14 protein-coding genes are annotated in these 19221 nt (G+C 71.4%); 6 read left to right on the forward strand and 8 right to left on the reverse strand.

What is annotated here, in order from left to right:
* The first annotated feature begins 533 nt into the window (after positions 1-533).
* The 3 genes from WDV06_RS12340 to WDV06_RS12350 all read left to right on the forward strand — a co-directional run bounded on the left by WDV06_RS12340 (position 534) and on the right by WDV06_RS12350 (position 3156).
* Positions 534-1178, forward strand: coding sequence for a DUF6230 family protein (locus WDV06_RS12340; RefSeq protein WP_042810711.1), 645 nt, complete (start codon positions 534-536; stop codon positions 1176-1178).
* A gap of 114 nt (positions 1179-1292) precedes the next feature.
* Positions 1293-1841, forward strand: a complete 549-nt coding sequence (locus tag WDV06_RS12345) for a DUF6114 domain-containing protein (protein ID WP_395509729.1) — start codon at positions 1293-1295, stop codon at positions 1839-1841.
* Positions 1831-3156 carry a hypothetical protein gene (locus tag WDV06_RS12350; protein ID WP_395509779.1) on the forward strand — a complete coding sequence of 442 codons (1326 nt, stop codon included), beginning with the start codon at positions 1831-1833 and terminating at the stop codon, positions 3154-3156. The genes WDV06_RS12345 and WDV06_RS12350 overlap by 11 nt, the downstream gene beginning before the upstream one ends.
* A 104-nt stretch (positions 3157-3260) precedes the next feature.
* Here WDV06_RS12350 and pyk read toward each other — a convergent pair whose 3' ends face one another.
* The 3 genes from pyk to pta all read right to left on the reverse strand — a co-directional run bounded on the left by pyk (position 3261) and on the right by pta (position 8119).
* Positions 3261-4691: a pyruvate kinase gene (gene pyk, locus WDV06_RS12355; RefSeq protein ID WP_395509730.1), complete on the reverse strand. Its 1431-nt coding sequence runs from the start codon at positions 4689-4691 to the stop codon at positions 3261-3263.
* A 62-nt stretch (positions 4692-4753) separates the two neighbouring features.
* A complete protein-coding gene (locus WDV06_RS12360; RefSeq protein ID WP_395509731.1) occupies positions 4754-5968 on the reverse strand; it encodes an acetate kinase in 1215 nt (404 codons plus the stop codon).
* Between the two features lie 57 nt (positions 5969-6025).
* On the reverse strand, positions 6026-8119 hold the full coding sequence (gene pta / locus WDV06_RS12365) for a phosphate acetyltransferase (RefSeq protein WP_395509732.1): 2094 nt from the start codon (positions 8117-8119) through the stop codon (positions 6026-6028).
* A 243-nt stretch (positions 8120-8362) separates the two neighbouring features.
* On the opposite strand from pta, the gene WDV06_RS12370 reads away from it, so the two are divergent.
* Entirely contained in the window at positions 8363-9388 is a 1026-nt protein-coding gene (locus tag WDV06_RS12370; protein WP_395509733.1) for an ATP-dependent 6-phosphofructokinase, read from the forward strand.
* A 161-nt stretch (positions 9389-9549) separates the two neighbouring features.
* Here the strand turns inward: WDV06_RS12370 and WDV06_RS12375 are convergent, their stop codons facing one another.
* Positions 9550-10242 carry a helix-turn-helix domain-containing protein gene (locus WDV06_RS12375; protein WP_395509734.1) on the reverse strand — a complete coding sequence of 231 codons (693 nt, stop codon included), beginning with the start codon at positions 10240-10242 and terminating at the stop codon, positions 9550-9552.
* A gap of 338 nt (positions 10243-10580) precedes the next feature.
* Between WDV06_RS12375 and WDV06_RS12380 the strand changes: the two genes are divergently transcribed.
* Both WDV06_RS12380 and trxA read left to right on the forward strand, forming a co-directional pair.
* Positions 10581-10988, forward strand: coding sequence for a MerR family transcriptional regulator (locus WDV06_RS12380; RefSeq protein WP_395509735.1), 408 nt, complete (start codon positions 10581-10583; stop codon positions 10986-10988).
* Positions 10985-11329, forward strand: coding sequence for a thioredoxin (gene trxA, locus WDV06_RS12385; protein WP_395509736.1), 345 nt, complete (start codon positions 10985-10987; stop codon positions 11327-11329). The genes WDV06_RS12380 and trxA overlap by 4 nt, the downstream gene beginning before the upstream one ends.
* On the opposite strand, the gene glgB is transcribed toward trxA, so the two are convergent.
* The 4 genes from glgB to WDV06_RS12405 form a co-directional block, all read right to left on the reverse strand.
* Positions 11319-13610, reverse strand: coding sequence for a 1,4-alpha-glucan branching enzyme (gene glgB / locus WDV06_RS12390; RefSeq protein WP_395509737.1), 2292 nt, complete (start codon positions 13608-13610; stop codon positions 11319-11321). The two genes, trxA and glgB, sit on opposite strands and share 11 nt — an antisense overlap.
* Positions 13607-15040 (reverse strand): maltokinase N-terminal cap-like domain-containing protein, encoded by a 1434-nt coding sequence (locus WDV06_RS12395; protein ID WP_395509738.1) that lies wholly within the window; start codon positions 15038-15040, stop codon positions 13607-13609. Before WDV06_RS12395 ends, glgB begins: the two co-directional genes overlap by 4 nt.
* Positions 15041-15226: 186 nt before the next feature.
* Positions 15227-16921 (reverse strand): maltose alpha-D-glucosyltransferase, encoded by a 1695-nt coding sequence (gene treS, locus WDV06_RS12400; RefSeq protein ID WP_395509739.1) that lies wholly within the window; start codon positions 16919-16921, stop codon positions 15227-15229.
* Positions 16918-18912 (reverse strand): alpha-1,4-glucan--maltose-1-phosphate maltosyltransferase, encoded by a 1995-nt coding sequence (locus tag WDV06_RS12405; protein WP_395509740.1) that lies wholly within the window; start codon positions 18910-18912, stop codon positions 16918-16920. The genes treS and WDV06_RS12405 overlap by 4 nt, the downstream gene beginning before the upstream one ends.
* Between the last annotated feature and the right edge of the window lie 309 nt (positions 18913-19221).

Below are 19221 nucleotides of genomic sequence, written 5' to 3' on the forward strand. Positions count from 1 at the left end.
AACAGCGGCCGCGCTTTGCCAAAACTTGGCAATCGCGGCCGCTGTTACTCGGAGTAAACCAAACCCCGTGAACTGTCCGGTTGGTTCCTTCTTCACCCCTTCTGTCGTGGCCCAGGGTGACACCCTGTGTGGCTGCTGTGCGACGCAGGGAGGCGCTCCGGTTACCCAGCCGTTACCCGCGAGTAACGACCCCCCTTGTGCCCCGGCCTGGAATGGACCACGATCGGCGACGCTCGGTCCTTCCCGCAGAGCCGCTCATCCGGCGGCCGCGGCGGAGGGTCCCCACCGGGTGGGCCGGTGGCACGCACACCGGCCGCGGACAGGGGGGTCTCTGCCACACCGGCAGGGCCTGTCCTCCAGGTTGCGCGAACGCGTGGCCCAGTGGTTGTCGCTCGGGGGTGATCGCCGGTGTATCGGACGCGGCTGCGCCGCGGCTCGGCCGCCTGCGCTCCTTCCCGAGGACGTAGCACTTCTCCCATCCCAGGCCGGGCTCTGTCCGGACCGGAGATGTACGTCCGAGAAGGAGGAACGAAATGAGTTCTCAGGTTCGTGGCGGGACCAGATGGAAGCGCTTCGCGCTCGTCATGGTGCCGTCCATCGCGGCCACGGCCGCGGTCGGTGTGGGTCTGGCGCAGGGTGCCCTCGCGGCCTCGTTCAGCGTTTCCGGCCAGGACTTCAAGGTGTCGGCCGACCAGCTCGTCGGTGACAACCTGATCCAGTACGGCAGCGTTGCCGAGGGTGCGACCCTCGGCAGCAAGGACATCAGCAAGCACCCCGTGACGATCTCCGGCTTCAGCCGCGCCGAGATCACCAACATGTGCCAGTCGCTGGTCACCCCGGTGCCGGGCCTCGGCGCCATCACGCTCCAGCTGCACACCGGCAACAAGGGCAAGCCGGCCGTCGCCGAGAACATCTACCTCGACGTCGCCGAGCTGGACGCGGACGCCAAGTTCGACCAGCTCGACATCGGTGTCGCGGTCGGCGACGGCAGCCACGTCACCAAGCCGGTCCCCGGCACGGTGGCGGACGGCGGCCTGTTCTCGCAGCGCGCCAAGAAGGCCACGCTGACCAACGTGCGCCAGAAGGCGTGGGCGACGACGGCGGGTACCTTCACGCTGCCCGACCTCAAGCTGCGTCTGCTCAGCGGCAACCAGCCGTGCTACCAGGACGAGAAGTAAGCCTCGTCCCGGACGTGTGACTGACCGGACGGGCGTGCGGCGGCGGCAGCCGTCAGGCGCCCGTCCGGGCTCCACAGAGTTCTCCGTACCACCGTTTCCAGGGAGCTGTTGTCCATGAACCCCCAGGCCCCGGTTCACGCCGCAGACGATCACTGGCTCACCGTCGTGCACTACCGCTTCCGTGCCTGGCGGGGCGAGCGCCCCTTCTGGGCCGGCCTGTTCACGCTCCTCGGCGGCGTTCCGATCGTCTACTTCCCGTTCGCGGACATCCGGCTGGGCAACGTCACCCTCGCGATGGCGACGACGACCGGCTCCGGCTCGCTGATCATCGGGATCCTGCTGATCACCCTGGGCCTGGCCCTGTGGTTCCAGAAGGGCATCCGCGTCTTCGCGGGAGTCGCCGCGATCCTGCTGGCCCTCGTGTCGATCCCGCTGTCCAACCTCGGCGGCTTCTTCATCGGCTTCCTCACCTCCATGGTCGGCGGTTGCCTCGCGCTGGCCTGGGCCCCGGGCGTCCCGGTGGAGGAGGAACCCGAGGCCGAAGCGGGCGGGGCCGCGCCCCTGGACGCCTTCCAGGGCATCCCGGGCCCCCGCGGGACGGAAACGCCGTACGTGACCGAGAAGACTGCCCACGCCGATGGCGGGAGGAACAGTGCGGGGTGACGAGACGCAGCGGGGCGTGGCCCCAGGCGCAGAGTCCCGTGAGAGAAAGGGCCGCCACGCGGCGCCCAGGAAGTCCCTGCTGAACAAGCTCCAGATACCCGTCGGCAAGACGATGGCGCTCGCGGCGATGCCGACGGCCGTCCTCGTCGGGATGGGCATGGCGCCCAAGCTGGCCCTGGCCGACGACAAGGAGATCCCCTTCGCGCCCGGCCCGTGCGTGACGCGCTCCGACGAGCCCTCCCCTTCGGCCTCGCCGTCCCCGTCCGGCTCCCCGTCCGCCACGCCCTCGCCGGGGACGTCGCCCGGCGCTAGCCCCTCGCCGGGTGCGAGCCAGGCCCCGAAGCCGGCCGCGAGCCCCGCGGCGACGCCGTCGGCCAAGCAGCCCGAGGCCCCGAAGGAGCGCGTGCCGCAGACGCCGACGGCCAAGCCGTCCGCGAGCGCCTCCCCGCCCCCCTCGGCAGCCAAGACGACGAACCCGCTCGACCCGCTGGGCGTCGGCGACGCCCTCAAGGGCCTGGTGGACGCCCTCGGCCGGCCCCTCCAGGGCGCGCAGCAGCCGGCGCCCGCCCCCAGTGCGCCGAGCACGCCGAGTACCCCGAAGGGCGCCACCCCCGACCCGACGGCCGACGCGATCCGCGACGCCGCGAAGAAGGCCGGCGCCACGGTCCAGGAACTGCCGCAGTCGGTCAAGGACACCGTCAAGACCCCCAAGGACGAGACGGGCCAGGCCGCGGCCGACGCGGGCACGGCCGACGACGGGAAGGCGGACGGCGCCTCGCCCTCCCCCTCGTCTTCGACGACGGCGGACCCGGACGGCAAGCAGCCCTTCCCCTGCCCGACCTTCGACGCCAAGGCCCTGGCCGACGCGAAGCTGGAGCAGGGCATCCCGCTGCTGCCCGACGAGCCCTGGTACCTGGACAGCTCCCTGCTGACCCTCTACGGCCTGGACTACGAGGGCATCGTGGAGGTGAAGACGGCGGGCGGGCACACCAAGAAGGTCCTGAAGTTCACGGCGGACTCGCTGGACATCAAGGACCTCTACCAGACGGTCGGCAAGAGCGGGAACGTCGCCCACCTGAAGTCGCGCCCGGGCTCCACGTCCAAGATCCGCGACGGCAAGGTCACGATGTACACGGAGAGCCTCAAGGGCAACCTCTTCGGCCTCATCCCGATCGAGTTCACCCCGAACAGCCCCCCGCCCCTGAACGTCCCCTTCGCGTTCTTCACGAACGTCAAGGTCGTCCAGGCGGGCCAGTTCGGCGGCAACCTCACCGTCCCGGGCCTGCACAACTACATCGGCCCGCCGGAGGGCTAGTACCGGCGCACGTGACAACACCGAGGGCGGCGCCCCGGGTCCCTTGCGGGGCCGGGGGCGCCGCCCTCGGTCTCTGTGCGGCAGAGCCGGGCGGGCCCGGGGGCTCAGTCGCGGGAGGCGCCGCCCAGGTGGTGGACCCGGACCATGTTGGTGGTGCCGGGGACGCCGGGGGGCGAGCCGGCCGTGATGATCATGGTGTCGCCCGGGTTGAAGCGCTGGAGCTTCAGCACCTCGCCGTCGACCAGCTCGACCATCGCGTCCGTGCTGTCCGCGTGCGGGACGACGGCGGACTCGACACCCCAGCTCAGGGTGAGCTGGTTGCGGGTGTTCACGTCGGTGGTGAACGCCAGGATCGGCTGCTGGGCGCGGTAGCGGGACAGGCGGCGTGCGGTGTCGCCGGACTGCGTGAAGGCGACCAGGGCCTTGCCGTCCAGGAAGTCCGCGATCTCGCAGGCCGCGCGGGCGACGGAGCCGCCCTGGGTACGCGGCTTCTTGCCCGGGACCAGCGGCTGGAGGCCCTTGGAGAGGAGCTCCTCCTCGGCCGCCGCGACGATCTTCGACATCGTCTTGACGGTCTCGATCGGGTAGGCGCCCACCGAGGACTCGGCCGAGAGCATGACCGCGTCGGCGCCGTCGAGGATGGCGTTGGCGACGTCGGAGGCCTCCGCGCGGGTCGGGCGGGAGTTGGTGATCATCGACTCCATCATCTGGGTGGCGACGATGACCGGCTTGGCGTTGCGGCGGCACATCTCGATGAGCCGCTTCTGGACCATCGGGACCTTTTCGAGCGGGTACTCGACGGCCAGGTCGCCGCGGGCCACCATGACGGCGTCGAAGGCCGCGACCACGGCCTCCATGTTCTCGACGGCCTGCGGCTTCTCCACCTTGGCGATGACGGGGACCCGGCGGCCCTCCTCGTCCATGACCCGGTGGACGTCCTTGACGTCGTTGGCGTCGCGGACGAAGGACAGGGCGACCATGTCGCAGCCCATGCGGAGGGCGAAGCGCAGGTCGTCGACGTCCTTCTCCGACAGGGCGGGGACGTTCACGGCGGCACCCGGCAGGTTGATGCCCTTGTGGTCCGAGATGACACCGCCCTCGATGACGATGGTCTTGACCCGCGGGCCCTCGACCTCGGTCACCCGCAGCTCGACGTTGCCGTCGTTGATCAGGATCTGGTCGCCCTTGGCGACGTCGCCCGGGAGGCCCTTGTAGGTGGTGCCGCAGATGGACTTGTCGCCCGGGACGTCCTCGGTGGTGATGGTGAACTCGTCACCGCGCACCAGCTCGACGGGACCCTCGGCGAAGGTCTCCAGACGGATCTTCGGACCCTGGAGGTCGGCGAGGACGCCGACGGCGCGCCCGGTCTCCTCGCAAGCCCTCCGGACGCGGTCGTACCGCTCCTGGTGTTCTGCCTGGGAACCGTGGCTGAAGTTGAATCGGGCCACGTTCATACCTGCCTCGATGAGTGCTTTCAGCTGCTCAAGCGAGTCGACGGCGGGGCCCAGCGTGCAGACGATTTTGGAACGGCGCATGAAGCGGATCCTATCCGTTTGTTTCGTAGCGGAATATTCCGTCTGGTGGAAAGTCCAAGTGACTACTGGGTAACCAGCGCGTACGCCTGGGTGGCGATCTCCAGCTCCTCATCCGTGGGCACCACCGCCACCGCCACCCGTGCGGAAGCCGTCGAGATCAGCCGCGGCTCGGGGGAGCGTGCCGCGTTCGCCTCCGGGTCCAGCGTCAGCCCCAGCTCCTCCAGTCCGGAAACCGTCGCCTCCCGCACCACCGAGGCGTTCTCGCCGACGCCGGCCGTGAACACCACCGCGTCCACCCGGCCCAGCACCGCCGTGTAGGCGCCGATGTACTTCTTCAGCCGGTGGACGTACGCCGCCAGCGCCAGGCGCGCCGACTCGTCGCCCGCCTCCGCCCGCCGGGTCACCTCGCGCATGTCGTTGTCGCCGCACAGACCCAGCAGACCGCTCTTCTTGTTGAGCAGCGAGTCGATCTCGTCGACCGACATCCCGCCCACCCGCGCCAGGTGGAAGATCACCGCCGGGTCCAGGTCCCCGGAGCGGGTCCCCATGACCAGCCCCTCCAGCGGGGTCAGGCCCATCGACGTCTCCACGCACACCCCGCCCCGCACGGCCGAGGCGGAGGCCCCGTTGCCCAGGTGCAGCACGATCACGTTCACGTCCTCCACCGCCCTGCCCAGCAGCGCGGCCGTCGCCCGGGACACGAAGGCGTGGGAGGTGCCGTGGAAGCCGTACCGCCGGACGGAGTACTTCTCCGCGGTCGCCGCGTCGATCGCGTACCGGGCCACGTGCTCCGGCATCGACGCGTGGAAGGCCGTGTCGAAGACGGCCACCTGCGGCAGGTCCGCGCGCAGCTCCCGGGCCACCTCGATGCCCGTCACGTTGGCCGGGTTGTGCAGCGGGGCCAGCGGGATCAGGCTGCGGATCTCCGCCAGCACCTCGTCGTCGATCACGGTCGGGGCGGTGAACCGGGTCCCGCCGTGCACCACCCGGTGTCCCACGGCGGCCAGTTCGGGGGAGTCCAGGCCCAGGCCGTCGGCGGCCAGCTCCTCGGCGACCGCGCGCAGCGCCTGCCCGTGGTCCGCGATCACCTCGGCCCGCTCGCGCCTGCCGCCCCCGGCGCCGGGCCCGGCGAGCGGCTCGTGCACCAGGCGCGAGCCCTCCTCCCCGATGCGCTCCACCAGTCCCACGGCCAGGCGGGAGGAGTCCGCCATGTCGAGGAGCTGGTACTTGACCGACGAGGAGCCGGAGTTGAGGACGAGTACGCGCGTTGCGGTCACGGCGGGGGTCTTTCCTTCTGACGGGCGGGGAGGCGGGAGGGGCGGGGTGAGGGAGGGTCAGGCGGCGGGGCCGGCCGGCGTGCCCGGGGACTGGGCCTGGATCGCGGTGATCGCGACCGTGGTCACGATGTCCTGGACCAGCGCCCCGCGCGAGAGGTCGTTGACGGGCTTGCGCAGCCCCTGGAGCACGGGGCCGACCGCGACGGCGCCCGCCGAACGCTGCACCGCCTTGTAGGTGTTGTTGCCCGTGTTCAGGTCCGGGAAGATCAGCACGCTCGCCCGGCCGGCCACGTCGGAGCCCGGCAGCTTGGTCGCCGCCACCGACGGCTCCACGGCGGCGTCGTACTGGATCGGGCCCTCGACGAGCAGGTCCGGACGGCCCTCGCGGACGATTTCGGTGGCCTTGCGGACCTTCTCCACGTCCGCGCCGGAGCCGGAGGTGCCGGTGGAGTACGAGAGCATCGCGATCCGCGGCTCGACGCCGAAGGCCGCCGCGGTGGCGGCCGACTGGACGGCGATGTCGGCGAGCTGCTCGGCGTCCGGGTCCGGGTTGACCGCGCAGTCCCCGTAGACGAGGACCTGGTCGGCCAGGCACATGAAGAAGACGGAGGAGACGATCGACGCCTCCGGCTTGGTCTTGATGATCTCGAAGGCCGGGCGGATGGTCGCGGCGGTGGAGTGCACGGAGCCGGAGACCATGCCGTCGGCCAGGCCCTCCTGGACCATCAGCGTGCCGAAGTAGTTGACGTCGGTGACCACGTCGTGGGCCAGCTCGACGGTCATGCCCTTGTGGGCGCGACACTGCGCGTAGTACTCGGCGAAACGTTCCCGCATCGGGGAGGTCGCCGGGTCGATGAGCTGCGCGCGCGAGATGTCGACGCCCAGGTCGGCGGCCTTCTTCAGGATCGCCTGCTCCTCGCCCAGCAGGGTCAGGTCGCAGACCCCGCGGCGCAGCACCACGTCGGCGGCCCGCAGCACCCGCTCCTCGGTGCCCTCGGGCAGGACCACGCGCCGCCGCTGGGCGCGGGCCCGTTCCAGCAGCTCGTGCTCGAACATCATCGGGGTGACGCGCTCCGAGCGGGCCACCGAGAGCAGGCCGCGCAGCTCGGAGGTGTTCACGTGCCGCTCGAAGAGGCCGAGCGCCGTCTCCAGCTTGCGCGGGGTGGCGGAGTTCAAACGGCTCTGCAGCGAGAAGAGTTCGGCGGCCGTCGGGAAGCTGTTGCCGGCCACCGAGACCACCGGGGTGCCGGGCGCCAGCTTGGAGGCGAGGGACAGGACGTCCTGGCCCGGGCGCTCGCCCAGCGTCAGCAGCACGCCGGCGATCGGCGGGGTCCCGGAGGCGTGCGCGGCCAGCGCGCCGACGACCAGGTCGGCGCGGTCCCCGGGGGTGACCACCAGACAGCCGGGGGTCAGGGCGGCCAGGAAGTTGGGCAGCATCGCGCCGCCGAAGACGAAGTCCACCGCGTCGCGCGCCAGCCCGGCGTCGTCGCCGAGGAGCACCTCGCCGCCCAGGGCCCGGGTGATCTGGGCGACGGTCGGAGCCGACAGGGACTTGTCGTCCGGCAGGACGTAGCAGGGCACGGGGAGGCGCGCGGCGAGCCGCTCGGCTATGGAGTCCCGGTCGCCGGCGGCGACCCGGTTGACCACCATCGCCACCACGTGGCAGCCCAGGCCCTCGTAGGCCCGGTAGGCGTTGCGGGCCTCGGCGCGCACCGCGTCGGCGGGCCGCTTGGTGCCGCCCACGACGGGCACGACGACCGCGCCCAGCTCGTTGGCGAGGCGGGCGTTCAGCGCCAGCTCGTCGGGGAGGTTGGTGTCGGCGTAGTCGGTGCCGAGGACCAGCATGACCTCGTAGTCGCGTGCCACCCGGTGGTAGCGGTCCACGAGCCGGGAGACCAGTTCGTCGGTGCCCTTCTCGGCCAGGACCGCCGAGGCCTCCCCGTACTCCATCCCGTACGCCGCCGAGGCCTCCTGGTCGAGCCGGTAGCGGGCCTTGAGGAGGTCGAAGAGGCGGTCCGGTGCGTCGTGCAGCAGAGGGCGGTAGACGCCGACCCGTCCCGTCTGGCGGGTCAGCAGCTCCATGATCCCCAGTTCGACGACCTGGCGGCCGTCCCCCCGTTCGATCCCGGTCACGTACACGCTGCGCGTCACGCGTGCTCTCCGTCCATGCTGGTGGATATTTCGTTTGGTCTGGCTCGATCTCTTGACAATACCCCGGTCAGTGGATAATGCGCCCGCCGGAAGAAGGTCCCGGGTGGCCGGGACGAAAGGCCTGGTGGGCCGGGTGGTGCGGAGGGCGCGCCCCCCGGGCGCCATGGAACAATCGGACACCTGGGATCAATACGACCATCATGGCGACCATCAAGTGCGACCACGGGCAGGAGACACAGGACGATGCGTATCGGAGTTCTCACCGCAGGCGGCGACTGTCCCGGCCTGAACGCCGTCATCCGGTCGGTCGTGCACCGTGCGCTGGTCGGCCACGGCGACGAGGTCATCGGTTTCGAGGACGGGTTCAAGGGCCTCCTCGACGGCCACTACCGCCCCCTGGACATCAACGCCGTCAGCGGCATCCTCGCCCGGGGCGGCACCATCCTCGGCTCGGCGCGCATGGAGCGCGCCCGGCTGCACGAAGCCGCCGAGAACGCCGAGGAACTGGCGCGGCGCTACGAGATCGACGCCCTGATCCCGATCGGCGGCGAGGGCACGCTGACCGCCTCCCGGATGCTCTCGGACGCCGGGATGCCGGTCGTCGGCGTCCCGAAGACCATCGACAACGACATCTCCGCCACCGACCGCACCTTCGGCTTCGACACCGCCGTCACCGTGGCCACCGAGGCCATCGACCGCCTCAAGACCACCGCCGAATCGCACCAGCGCGTGATGGTCGTCGAGGTCATGGGCCGCCACGCGGGCTGGATCGCCCTGGAGTCCGGGATGGCCGGCGGCGCCCACGGCATCTGCCTGCCCGAGCGTCCCTTCGAGGTGGACGCGCTGGTCAAGATGGTGGAAGAACGGTTCGCCCGGGGGAAGAAGTTCGCCGTCATCTGCGTCGCCGAGGGCGCGCACCCGGCCGAGGGCTCCATGCCCTACGAGAAGGGCGCCATCGACGCCTACGGCCACGAGCGCTTCGCCGGCATCGGCAACCGGCTGGCCGTCGAGCTGGAGCACCGCCTCGGCAAGGAGGCCCGCCCGGTCATCCTCGGCCACGTCCAGCGCGGCGGCGTGCCCACCGCCTACGACCGCGTCCTGGCCACGCGCTTCGGCTGGCACGCCGTCGAGGCCGTCCACCGCGGGGACTTCGGCAACATGACCGCCCTGCGCGGCACCGACGTGGTGATGGCCCCGCTGGCCGAGGCCGTCACCGAGCTGAAGACGGTCCCCGACGACCGCATGTACGAGGCCGAGTCCGTCTTCTGACCCCGCCCCGCCGCCCCGCCCCGCGGCCGGGGCCTGTGGTCCGGGCCGCCGGGACCTTCGTCCCCGGTTGTGCGCCGGACGGCCCCGACGCCGCCTCCCGTGAGGGGTGTCCGGGGCCGCCGGCCCCGCGCCGGGCGCGGCGGACGCGTCCCGTCCCGCTCCTATCCCGCACCGCCGGCCAGTGACCAGAACCGCTCGGAGATGGCGTCCAGGTACTCCCGGCCGGCGTCCCCGGTCCAGGTCGAGCTCTCGCCGCCGCCCCAGCTGACCGTGGCCACCATCCGCTGCTGGTACTCGTTGTGGAGCAGCTCCAGGACCCGCTCCAGATGGGCCTTGGGCACCGGCAGCAGCTTGGCCAGCGGCTTGACGTACGCCTGCCAGCGGGTGGTGGCCGCGCTGCGCAGCAGCCCGTCGAGCTCCTCCTGCTTGCCGGTCACCCCCACGAACTGGGCCAGGCTCAGCTTGAGGGCGGAGGCCAGGGCGGCGGACTGGCGTTCGTTGCCCTTCCAGCGCCCGCTCTCCTCCATCTTCAGGTACGCGTTCGGCTCCACACCGACCCGGCGGGCCAGGTCCTCGGGGTCCATGCCGCGGGCCAGCCGGTGCTCCCGCAGGGTGACGGGCTCGGCGAGGAGTTCCCCGGGGGAGCACCAGAGCACGCCGGCGAGGGCGGTGAGCTCGGCGGAGCTGGGCGACCGCTCGCCCTGCTCCCAGGCCATCACGGTCTCGGGCGTGACGAGCAGGCCGTACTGGGCCCGCAGGCCGTAGGCGACATGACCGGGCGCCATGCCCAGGGCCGCGCGCAGGCGACGCGCGGCGGGGGCATTGAAAGGTGGGCTGGAGTGCACAGGGCACACGGTAGAAGTGGCTGAGCCGTGGCGACTACAGGCCGTTCAAACAAGCCAATAACTCGTAGGAAAGTCCTATGGAGTTCGTGACTTTAGGCGGTTTTCCCGGCGACCGTCCGGTAATCGGATGGTCGGAAGATCCATTCACAGCGTACGGATCCCGCCACTCCATTTCAGGCGGCTTCCCCTCCCCATGGCGTGATCCCCGCCACACACCGTGAACCGCACCCCCACGCCGTACGTGATCCATGACGGGGCCCTCGCGTACGGGGGTAGCGAGGGCCCCCGAAACCCCGCCCTTCGACGGCCCTTTCCCTGACGTCGACGTCAAGCCGTACGGTCGGGCCATGCGCATCGGCGAACTGGCGGAACGCGCCGGGACCAGCACCCGGACGCTGAGGTACTACGAATCGCGCGGTCTCCTGACCGCCCGGCGGGCCGAAAACGGCTACCGCGACTACGACGAGGACGACCTGCGGCTCCTGCTGCAGATCCGCACCCTCCAGGACTTCGGCTTCGACCTGGAGGACACGCGCCCGTTCGTCGACTGCCTGCGCGACGGCCACCCGGCCGGCGACAGCTGCCCCGCCTCGCTCGCCGTCTACCGGCGCAAGCTCGCCGAGCTCGACGGGCTGATCGGCCGGCTGGCCGACGTACGCGAGCAGGTCGCGCACCAGTTGGCGGCGGCCGAGGAGGCCGCCGGACAGGCACAGCCGCGCTGCGAGATGACCGGCTGGGAGAGGGGAACACGATGATCCACGCCAAGGGTGTGGCCGAGGTGACCGACGCGGACTTCGCGGCGGAGGTGCTGGCGGAGCGGGACCGCGCCGTCCTGGTGGAGTTCACCGCGGACTGGTGCGGACCCTGCCGCCAGCTCGCCCCCGTACTCTCCGCCGTGGCGGCAGAGCAGGCGGGGCGCCTCAAGGTCGTGCAGATCGACGCGGACTCCAACCCGGACGCCGTCACGCGCTACGGAGTGCTGTCCATGCCCACCATGCTCCTCTTCCGTGACGGCGAGCCCGTCCGGCAGATCACCGGTGCCCGTCCCAAGCGCCGCCTCCTCCAGGAGCTGGAGGAGGCGCTCGTCAGGGCCTGAGCCAGACCGTCGCCATCGGCGGCAGCGTCATCCGCAGGCTCTTCCCCCGCCCCTGGGCCGGCACCGGCTCAGGGCGCAGCGGGCGGCCGTGGTGGACGCCGCTGCCGCCGTACACCTCCAGGTCCGTGTTGAGGACCTCCCGCCACAGCGGGACCTCGTCCGGCACTCCGACCCGGTACCCGTGCCGGACCACCGGCGAGAAGTTCGACACGCACAGCAGTGGCGAGCCGTCGCCCGCGTACCGCAGGAACGCGAAGACGTTGTCGTCGGCGGCGTCCGCCTCCACCCACGCGAAGCCCTCCGGCACCGAGTCCCGCTCCCACAGCGCCGGCGCCGCCGTGTACGCCCGGTTCAGGTCGCGCACCAGCTCCCGCACGCCCCGGTGGTCCCCGGCCGCCGGGTACGAGGAGTCCAGCACCCACCAGTCCGGCCCGTAGGTCTCCGACCACTCCGAGCCCTGCGCGAACTCCTGCCCCATGAACAGCAGCTGCTTGCCGGGATGGGCCCACATGAACCCCAGGTACGCCCGGTGCGTGGCCCGCTGCTGCCACCAGTCGCCCGGCATCTTCGACACCAGCGAGCGCTTGCCGTGCACCACCTCGTCGTGCGAGATCGGCAGCACGTAGTTCTCGCTGAACGCGTAGACCATCCCGAAGGTCATGTCGTGGTGGTGGTACTTGCGGTGCACCGGCTCCTTGGACACGTACCGCAGCGTGTCGTGCATCCAGCCCATGTTCCACTTCAGGCCGAAGCCCAGCCCGCCCGCGTCCGTCGGCCGGGTGACCCCGTTCCAGGCCGTGGACTCCTCGGCGATCGTCACCACGCCCGGGCAGCGCCGGTAGACCGTCGCGTTCATCTCCTGGAGCAGCGCCACCGCGTCCAGGTTCTCCCGGCCGCCGTGCTCGTTCGGCGACCAGTCGCCCTCCTCGCGCGAGTAGTCCAGGTACAGCATCGAGGCCACCGCGTCCACGCGCAGCCCGTCCACGTGGAACTCCTGGCACCAGTACACGGCGTTGGCCACCAGGAAGTTGCGGACCTCCTTGCGGCCGTAGTCGAACTCCAGCGTCCCCCAGTCCGGGTGCGCGGCCCGGCGCGGGTCCTGGTGCTCGTACAGCGGCCGCCCGTCGAACTCGGCCAGGGCCCAGTCGTCGCGCGGGAAGTGCGCGGGCACCCAGTCGACGATCACCCCGATCCCCGCCCGGTGCAGCGAGTCCACCAGGAACCGGAAGTCGTCCGGGGTGCCCAGCCGCGAGGTCGGCGCGTAGAAGCCGGTGACCTGGTAGCCCCACGAGCCGCCGAAGGGGTGCTCGGCGACCGGCATGAACTCCACGTGGGTGAAGCCCAGCTCCTTGACGTACGAGGGCAGCTGCTCGGCCAGGCTGCGGTAGCTCAGCCCCGGCCGCCACGACGCCAGGTGCAGCTCGTACACCGACATCGGGGACTGGTGCGCCGGGCGCACCCCCCGCGCGGCCATCCACCGCGCGTCCCCCCACTCGTAGCGGGAGGCGGTGACCACCGAGGCGTTCGCCGGCGGGACCTCCGCGGAGCGGGCCATCGGGTCGGCGCGCAGGGTGTGGCCGCCGTCCGGGCGGGTGATGTCGTACTTGTACAGGGTCCCCTCGCCCACCCCCGGCAGGAACAGCTCCCACACCCCGGTCGAGCCCAGCGAGCGCATCGGGTACGCCACCGGGTCCCAGTACGAGAAGTCCCCGGTGACCCGCACGCCCTGTGCGTTCGGCGCCCACACCGTGAACCGGGTGCCGGCCACGCCCTGGTGCTCCATGACCTCCGAGCCCAGTGCCTTCCACAGCTCCTCGTGCCTGCCCTCGCCGATCAGGTGCAGGTCCAGCTCGCCGAGGGTGGGCAGGAACCGGTACGGGTCGTGGATCTCGATCTCGTCGCTGTCGTACGTCACCAGCAGCCGGTAGTCCGGTACCCCGGTCAGCGGCAGCAGCCCGGAGAACAGCCCGTCCCCCTCGTCGAGGAGCTCGGTCCGCAGCCCCTTCGCCACGATGGTGACGGCCTTCGCGTACGGGCGCAGCACCCGGAAGGCCACCCCGCCCCGCTGGGCGCGGGCGCCCAGCAGCGCGTGCGGGTCGTGGTGGCGGCCCTCCAGCAGCCGGGCCCGTTCCCCCGGTTCCAGCGCGGGCGCCGGACGGACCCCGTGCGGCGGGGCGGCGCGGCGGGCGCGCGGGGCGCGGGGCCGTTTCGGGTTCGGGGACTCGGGGGCCGCAGCGGCTTCCTCGCGGACGGTCGGTGACGGCTGTCGTGCGGCGCTCACGCGAGCGGCCTCCTCGGGGGCTTCGGGTGGGGGGCGGTGCCGGGTACGGGCGGGGGCATGCGGTGGGCGGGGCGTTCGGGCGCCGACAGCCGGCGGATCGCCGCCATCGGGACGTGCAGCCAGTCGGGGCGGTGCCGGAACTCGTAGCGGGCCTCGTACACCGCCTTGTCGGTCTCGTACGCGCGCAGCAGGACCGGGTCCTCGCGCGGGTCGCGGCCGGTGGTACGGGCGTAGCCCTCGCAGAACGCGGCCCGGCAGGCATCCGCCCAGGCGGGGGCGAAGGGCCGGTGCGAGCGGGCGGCGTAGTCGAAGGAGCGCAGTATCCCGGCGATGTCGCGGACGGCCGGTTCGGGGCGGCGCCGGTCGGCCAGCGGGCGGGCGGGCTCGCCCTCGAAGTCGATCAGCGCCCAGCTCCCGTCGGCGGTGCGCAGGGTCTGGCCCAGGTGCAGGTCGCCGTGGATGCGCTGGGCGGGCACCCCCGCGCCCCGCGAGGCGGCCAGGGCGTCGAAGGCCCCGCGCAGCCCGGCCTCGAAGGGCCGCAGGGCGGGCACCTCGCGGGCGGTGGCGGCCAGCCGCGCGGTCATCCCGGCGGCGAGCCGGGCGGTCTGCTCGGGGCCCAGGGCCAGCGTGGGCAGGGCGTCGGCGAGGGCGCTGTGCACCTCGGCGGTGGCCCGGCCGAGGGCGTGTGCCTCGGCGGTGAAGTCGGCGCCCGCGCCGAGCCGGCGCAGGGCCAGCTGCCAGCCGTCGTCGGAGCCGCGCAGGTAGGGCTGGAGCACGCCCAGGGTCAACGGTTCTCCACCGTCGGGCGCGGCCTCGTACCAGGCGACCGGGGCCGGGACGCGGGCGCAGCCGGCGGCGGCGAGCGCTCTGGGCAGCTCCAGGTCCGGGTTGATCCCGGGGCCGACCCGGCGGAAGACCTTCAGGATGTACGAATCCCCGTAGATCAGCGAGGAGTTGGTCTGTTCCCCGGACAGCGGGCGGGGGGCGAGCCCGGGTTCGATCGGGGCGTCCGGGTCCCGGTCGAAGCGGAGCGGACCCAGGGTGCCGGGCGCGCGCAGCCGCTCCAGCAGCAGGGCGGCGAGCCGGGGATCGCCCAGGGCCTCGTACACGGCGCTGCCGGCGTACGCGCCGGAGCGGGCGTGGCCGATCAGGGCGGGGGCGAGGGCTGGCGGCAGCGGGGTGGGGCGGATGCCCAGCAGCAGCTGGTAGCAGTCCCCGTCCACGTCGAGCAGCAGGTGCAGCAGTCCCGGGACGGATCCCGGGGGCAGCAGCTCGGCCGCCGAGACGGGCCGGAGCCGGCCGATCCCGCGTCCCTTGCCCGCGAACCAGCGCTGCCGGGGCAGCCATTCCCTCAGCATCGGTTCGAGCGGGCCGATCCCGGCGGCCCGGTCGGCCGCCAGCCGGCTCCGGGCGGATGCAGCCTCCGACATGGCGTCGCGTCCTTTCCCCGGGCCGTCACAGAATGCGCAGAGTGTCCCGGATGTGCGGCAGTTGCTTCTCCGGTAAGTGCGAGTGTCGGGTCAGGATGCTCCGTACAGGGGCGGGCGTTGACCCGTTGGAGTGCCCGCCCCGTTCCGGTGCCGCGCAGGTTCGCGCGACTGGCCTAGTGCCGGCGCCTACTCCCGGCGCAGGCGGAACCAGTAGAAGCCGTGGCCCGCCAGGGTCAGCAGGTACGGCCATTCCCCGATCGGCGGGAAGCGCACGTCACCCGTGAGCTCCACCGGGACCCGCCCGTTGAAGGACCGCAGGTCCAGCTCGGTGGGCTGCGCGAAGCGCGAGAAGTTGTGCACGCACAGCACCAGGTCGTCCCCGTACTCGCGCAGGAACGCGAGGACGGCCGGGTTGGACGAGGGCAGTTCGGTGTACGAGCCGAGTCCGAAGGCGGGGTTCACCTTGCGGATCTCGATGAGCCTGCGGGTCCAGTGCAGCAGTGAGGAGGGCGACGCCATGGCCGCCTCGACGTTGGTGACCTGGTACCCGTAGACCGGGTCCATGATGACCGGCAGGTTCAGCCTTCCCGGATCGCAGGAGGAGAAACCGGCGTTGCGGTCGGGGGTCCACTGCATGGGCGTGCGCACGCCGTCTCGGTCGCCCAGCCAGATGTTGTCGCCCATGCCGATCTCGTCGCCGTAGTAGAGGATCGGCGAGCCGGGCAGGGACAGCAGCAGGGCGGTGAACAGCTCGATCTGGTTGCGGTCGTTGTCCAGGAGCGGCGCGAGGCGGCGCCGGATGCCGATGTTGGCGCGCATCCGGGGGTCCTTGGCGTACTCGGAGTACATGTAGTCGCGCTCTTCGTCCGTGACCATTTCGAGGGTGAGCTCGTCGTGGTTGCGCAGGAAGATGCCCCACTGGCAGCGCTCCGGGATCTCCGGGGTCTTGGCCAGGATCTCCGAGACGGGGTAGCGCGACTCGCGGCGCACGGCCATGAAGATGCGCGGCATGACGGGGAAGTGGAAGGCCATGTGGCACTCGTCCCCGCCGGTGGCGTAGTTCCCGAAGTAGTCCACGACGTCCTCGGGCCACTGGTTGGCCTCGGCGAGCAGGACGGTGTCCGGGTAGTGCGCGTCGATCTCCGCTCTGACCCGCTTGAGGAGCGCGTGGGTGCGCGGCAGGTTCTCGCAGTTGGTGCCCTCCTCGGCGTACAGGTAGGGCACGGCGTCGAGGCGGAAGCCGTCGATGCCGAGGTCGAGCCAGAACCGCAGCGCGGAGATGATCTCCTCCTGCACGGCCGGGTTCTCGAAGTTCAGGTCCGGCTGGTGCGAGAAGAAGCGGTGCCAGTAGTACTGCTTGCGGACCGGGTCGTACGTCCAGTTCGAGGTCTCGGTGTCGACGAAGATGATCCGGGCGTCCTGGTACTGCTTGTCGTTGTCCGCCCACATGTAGTAGTCCCCGTAGGGCCCGTCCGGGTCCTTGCGGGACTGCTGGAACCACTCGTGCTGGTCGCTGGTGTGGTTCATGACGAAGTCGATGATCACCCGCATGCCGCGGCTGTGCGCGGCGTCCACGAACTCCACGAAGTCGGCGAGGTCTCCGAACTCGGGGAGCACGGAGGTGTAGTCGGAGACGTCGTAGCCGCCGTCGCGCAGCGGCGAGGCGAAGAACGGCGGCAGCCAGAGGCAGTCGATGCCCAGCCACTGGAGGTAGTCCAGTTTCTGGGTGAGCCCCTTGAGGTCCCCGACGCCGTCGCCGTTGCTGTCGTGGAAGGAGCGGACGAGGACCTCGTAGAAGACGGCCCGCTTGAACCAGTCGGGATCGCGGTCCTTGGCGGGGGTGTCCTCGAACGTGTCGGGGACGGGGTCGTTGATCATCATGTGGTGGGTGACCCTCCGGTGGGCGGGGACGGTCGCAGGGCGGCCAGGACGTGCGCGGGCGTACGGCCCGGTTCCAGGCGCACGTAGTTCGCCCTGCCCCAGTGATAGGTCTCGCCGGTGAGCTCGTCGCGCACCGCGAGGGACCCGTGCCAGTCGAGGCCGAGTACCGGCATGTCCAACGAGACCGTCGCCTCCTGGGTGTGGTGCGGATCGAGGTTGACGACCACCAGTACGGAATCGCCACCCGCGTGCTTCGAATAGGCGATCACCTGTTCGTTGTCGGTCGAGTGGAAGTGGAGGTCCCGCAGCTGCTGGAGGGCCGGGTTGCGCCGGCGCAGCCGGTTCAGCGCGGTGATCAGCGGGGCGATGGTGCGGCCCTCGCGGTCGGCGGCGGCCCAGTCGCGCGGGCGCAGCTCGTACTTCTCGGAGTTCAGGTACTCCTCGCTGCCCTCGCGCACCGGCTCGTTCTCGCACAGCTCGTAGCCGGCATAGACGCCCCAGGTGGGGGAGAGGGTGGCGGCCAGGACCGCGCGGACCTCGAAGGCCGGGCGGCCGCCCTTCTGGAGGTACTCGTGGAGGATGTCGGGCGTGTTGACGAAGAAGTTCGGCCGCATCACGGAGGCCGAGCGGTCCCCGGTCAGCTCGGTCAGGTACTCGGTCAGCTCGGACTTGGTGTTGCGCCAGGTGAAGTACGTGTACGACTGCTGGAAGCCGACCGAGGCCAGCGCCCGCATCATGGCCGGGCGGGTGAAGGCCTCCGCCAGGAAGATCACGTCGGGGTCGGACTTGTTGATGTCCGCGATCACCTTCTGCCAGAAGACGACCGGCTTGGTGTGCGGGTTGTCCACCCGGAAGATCCGGACGCCGTGGTCCATCCAGTGCCGCAGGATCCGGCAGGTCTCCTCGACGATCCCGGCCATGTCGGTGTCGAAGTGGACCGGGTAGATGTCCTGGTACTTCTTCGGCGGGTTCTCGGCGTAGGCGATCGTCCCGTCGGCGCGGTGGCGGAACCACTCCGGGTGCTTGTCCACCCAGGGGTGGTCCGGGGAGCACTGCAGGGCGAAGTCCAGGGCGATCTCCAGCCGCAGCTCGCGGGCCCGCGCCACGAAGGCGTCGAAGTCCTCCAGCGTCCCCAGGTCGGGGTGGACGGCGTCGTGCCCGCCCTCGGGGGAGCCGATCGCCCACGGCACCCCCGGATCCCAACTCCCCGCGGAAAGCGTGTTGTTGGGGCCCTTGCGGTAGGTCGACCCGATCGGGTGGATCGGCGGCAGGTACACCACGTCGAAGCCCATGGCGGCAATGGCCGGAAGCCGGTCGGCGGCGGTCCGGAACGTACCGCTCACAGGAGCCGAGCCGGGCTCCACCACCGCTCCCTCGGAGCGGGGGAACATCTCGTACCAGGACCCGAAGAGGGCCCGCTTGCGTTCGACGAGCAGGGGCAGCGCCTTCGCGGAGGTCACCAGCTCCCGGTACGGCCGCCGCGCCAGCGCCGCGTCGACGGCCGGAGCGAGCGCGGCCGCGTGGCGCACCTCCACGGGGAGGTCCTCGTCGCGCATCGCGTCCGCGGCGGCCAGCACGGCCTCGCGCCCGTCGCGCTTGGGAATCCTGGCGGCCACCCGCTCGTAGAGCTCGGCACCCTCCAGGAACACCAGCCCGGTGTCGATGTCCGCGGGGATCTTGACCGCGGCATGGGCGCGCCAGGTGGCCACCGGATCGCTCCACGCCTCGACGGTGTACGTCCACCTCCCCTCGACCTCGGCGGAGACCCGGGCCCCCCACCGGTCGGTGCCGGGGGCCAGCTCGCGCATCGGGACCGGAGGGCGCAGCCGCCCGTTCGGATCGCGCAGGACCACATGGGCGGAAACGGCGTCGTGACCCTCCCGGAAGACGGTGGCGGAAATCTCGAAGACCTCGTCCACCACCGCTTTGGCGGGTCTGGCGCCGCAGTCGACGGCGGGGCGGACGTCCAGCACGGGAATGCGACCGATCATGATGGGATCACCTGGAGGCAGTTCGCAGGGCTCGGTGACGGGCCAGCCGGAATCACGGCTGGTAGTGCACGCTCTGTTCGCTCTGTTTCTAGCCGCTCGGAAGACGGCTGGGCTGCGGGCATGGCCGCTCCTGTCCGCGTTCACTCGGGTGGCGGGAGAAGGTCGGGGGAGGGTGCTGCCGTGCGTGTACCGCGTGTACCCGCTCAGCCCTTCCCAATCTCCCGGCGCCCAATCCGTGCTGTCGGTCAACTACTCGTACGTAGGGAGGACCCCATTCCCCAAGGGTCCGCTCGACATCCGCCGAGGCTC

Source organism: Streptomyces racemochromogenes (genome assembly GCF_044129415.1).
Classification (GTDB): domain Bacteria; phylum Actinomycetota; class Actinomycetes; order Streptomycetales; family Streptomycetaceae; genus Streptomyces; species Streptomyces racemochromogenes_A.

Excerpts from the sequence above, each read along its gene's own strand:
- treS (WP_395509739.1), bottom strand. The coding sequence starts at position 16,921 with ATGATGATCAACGACCCCGTCCCCGACACGTTCGAGGACACCCCCGCC.
- trxA (WP_395509736.1), top strand. The coding sequence starts at position 10,985 with ATGATCCACGCCAAGGGTGTGGCCGAGGTGACCGACGCGGACTTCGCG.
- WDV06_RS12405 (WP_395509740.1), bottom strand. The coding sequence starts at position 18,912 with ATGATCGGTCGCATTCCCGTGCTGGACGTCCGCCCCGCCGTCGACTGC.
- WDV06_RS12395 (WP_395509738.1), bottom strand. The coding sequence starts at position 15,040 with ATGTCGGAGGCTGCATCCGCCCGGAGCCGGCTGGCGGCCGACCGGGCC.
- WDV06_RS12370 (WP_395509733.1), top strand. The coding sequence starts at position 8,363 with ATGCGTATCGGAGTTCTCACCGCAGGCGGCGACTGTCCCGGCCTGAAC.
- WDV06_RS12345 (WP_395509729.1), top strand. The coding sequence starts at position 1,293 with ATGAACCCCCAGGCCCCGGTTCACGCCGCAGACGATCACTGGCTCACC.
- pyk (WP_395509730.1), bottom strand. The coding sequence starts at position 4,691 with ATGCGCCGTTCCAAAATCGTCTGCACGCTGGGCCCCGCCGTCGACTCG.
- WDV06_RS12340 (WP_042810711.1), top strand. The coding sequence starts at position 534 with ATGAGTTCTCAGGTTCGTGGCGGGACCAGATGGAAGCGCTTCGCGCTC.
- WDV06_RS12380 (WP_395509735.1), top strand. The coding sequence starts at position 10,581 with ATGCGCATCGGCGAACTGGCGGAACGCGCCGGGACCAGCACCCGGACG.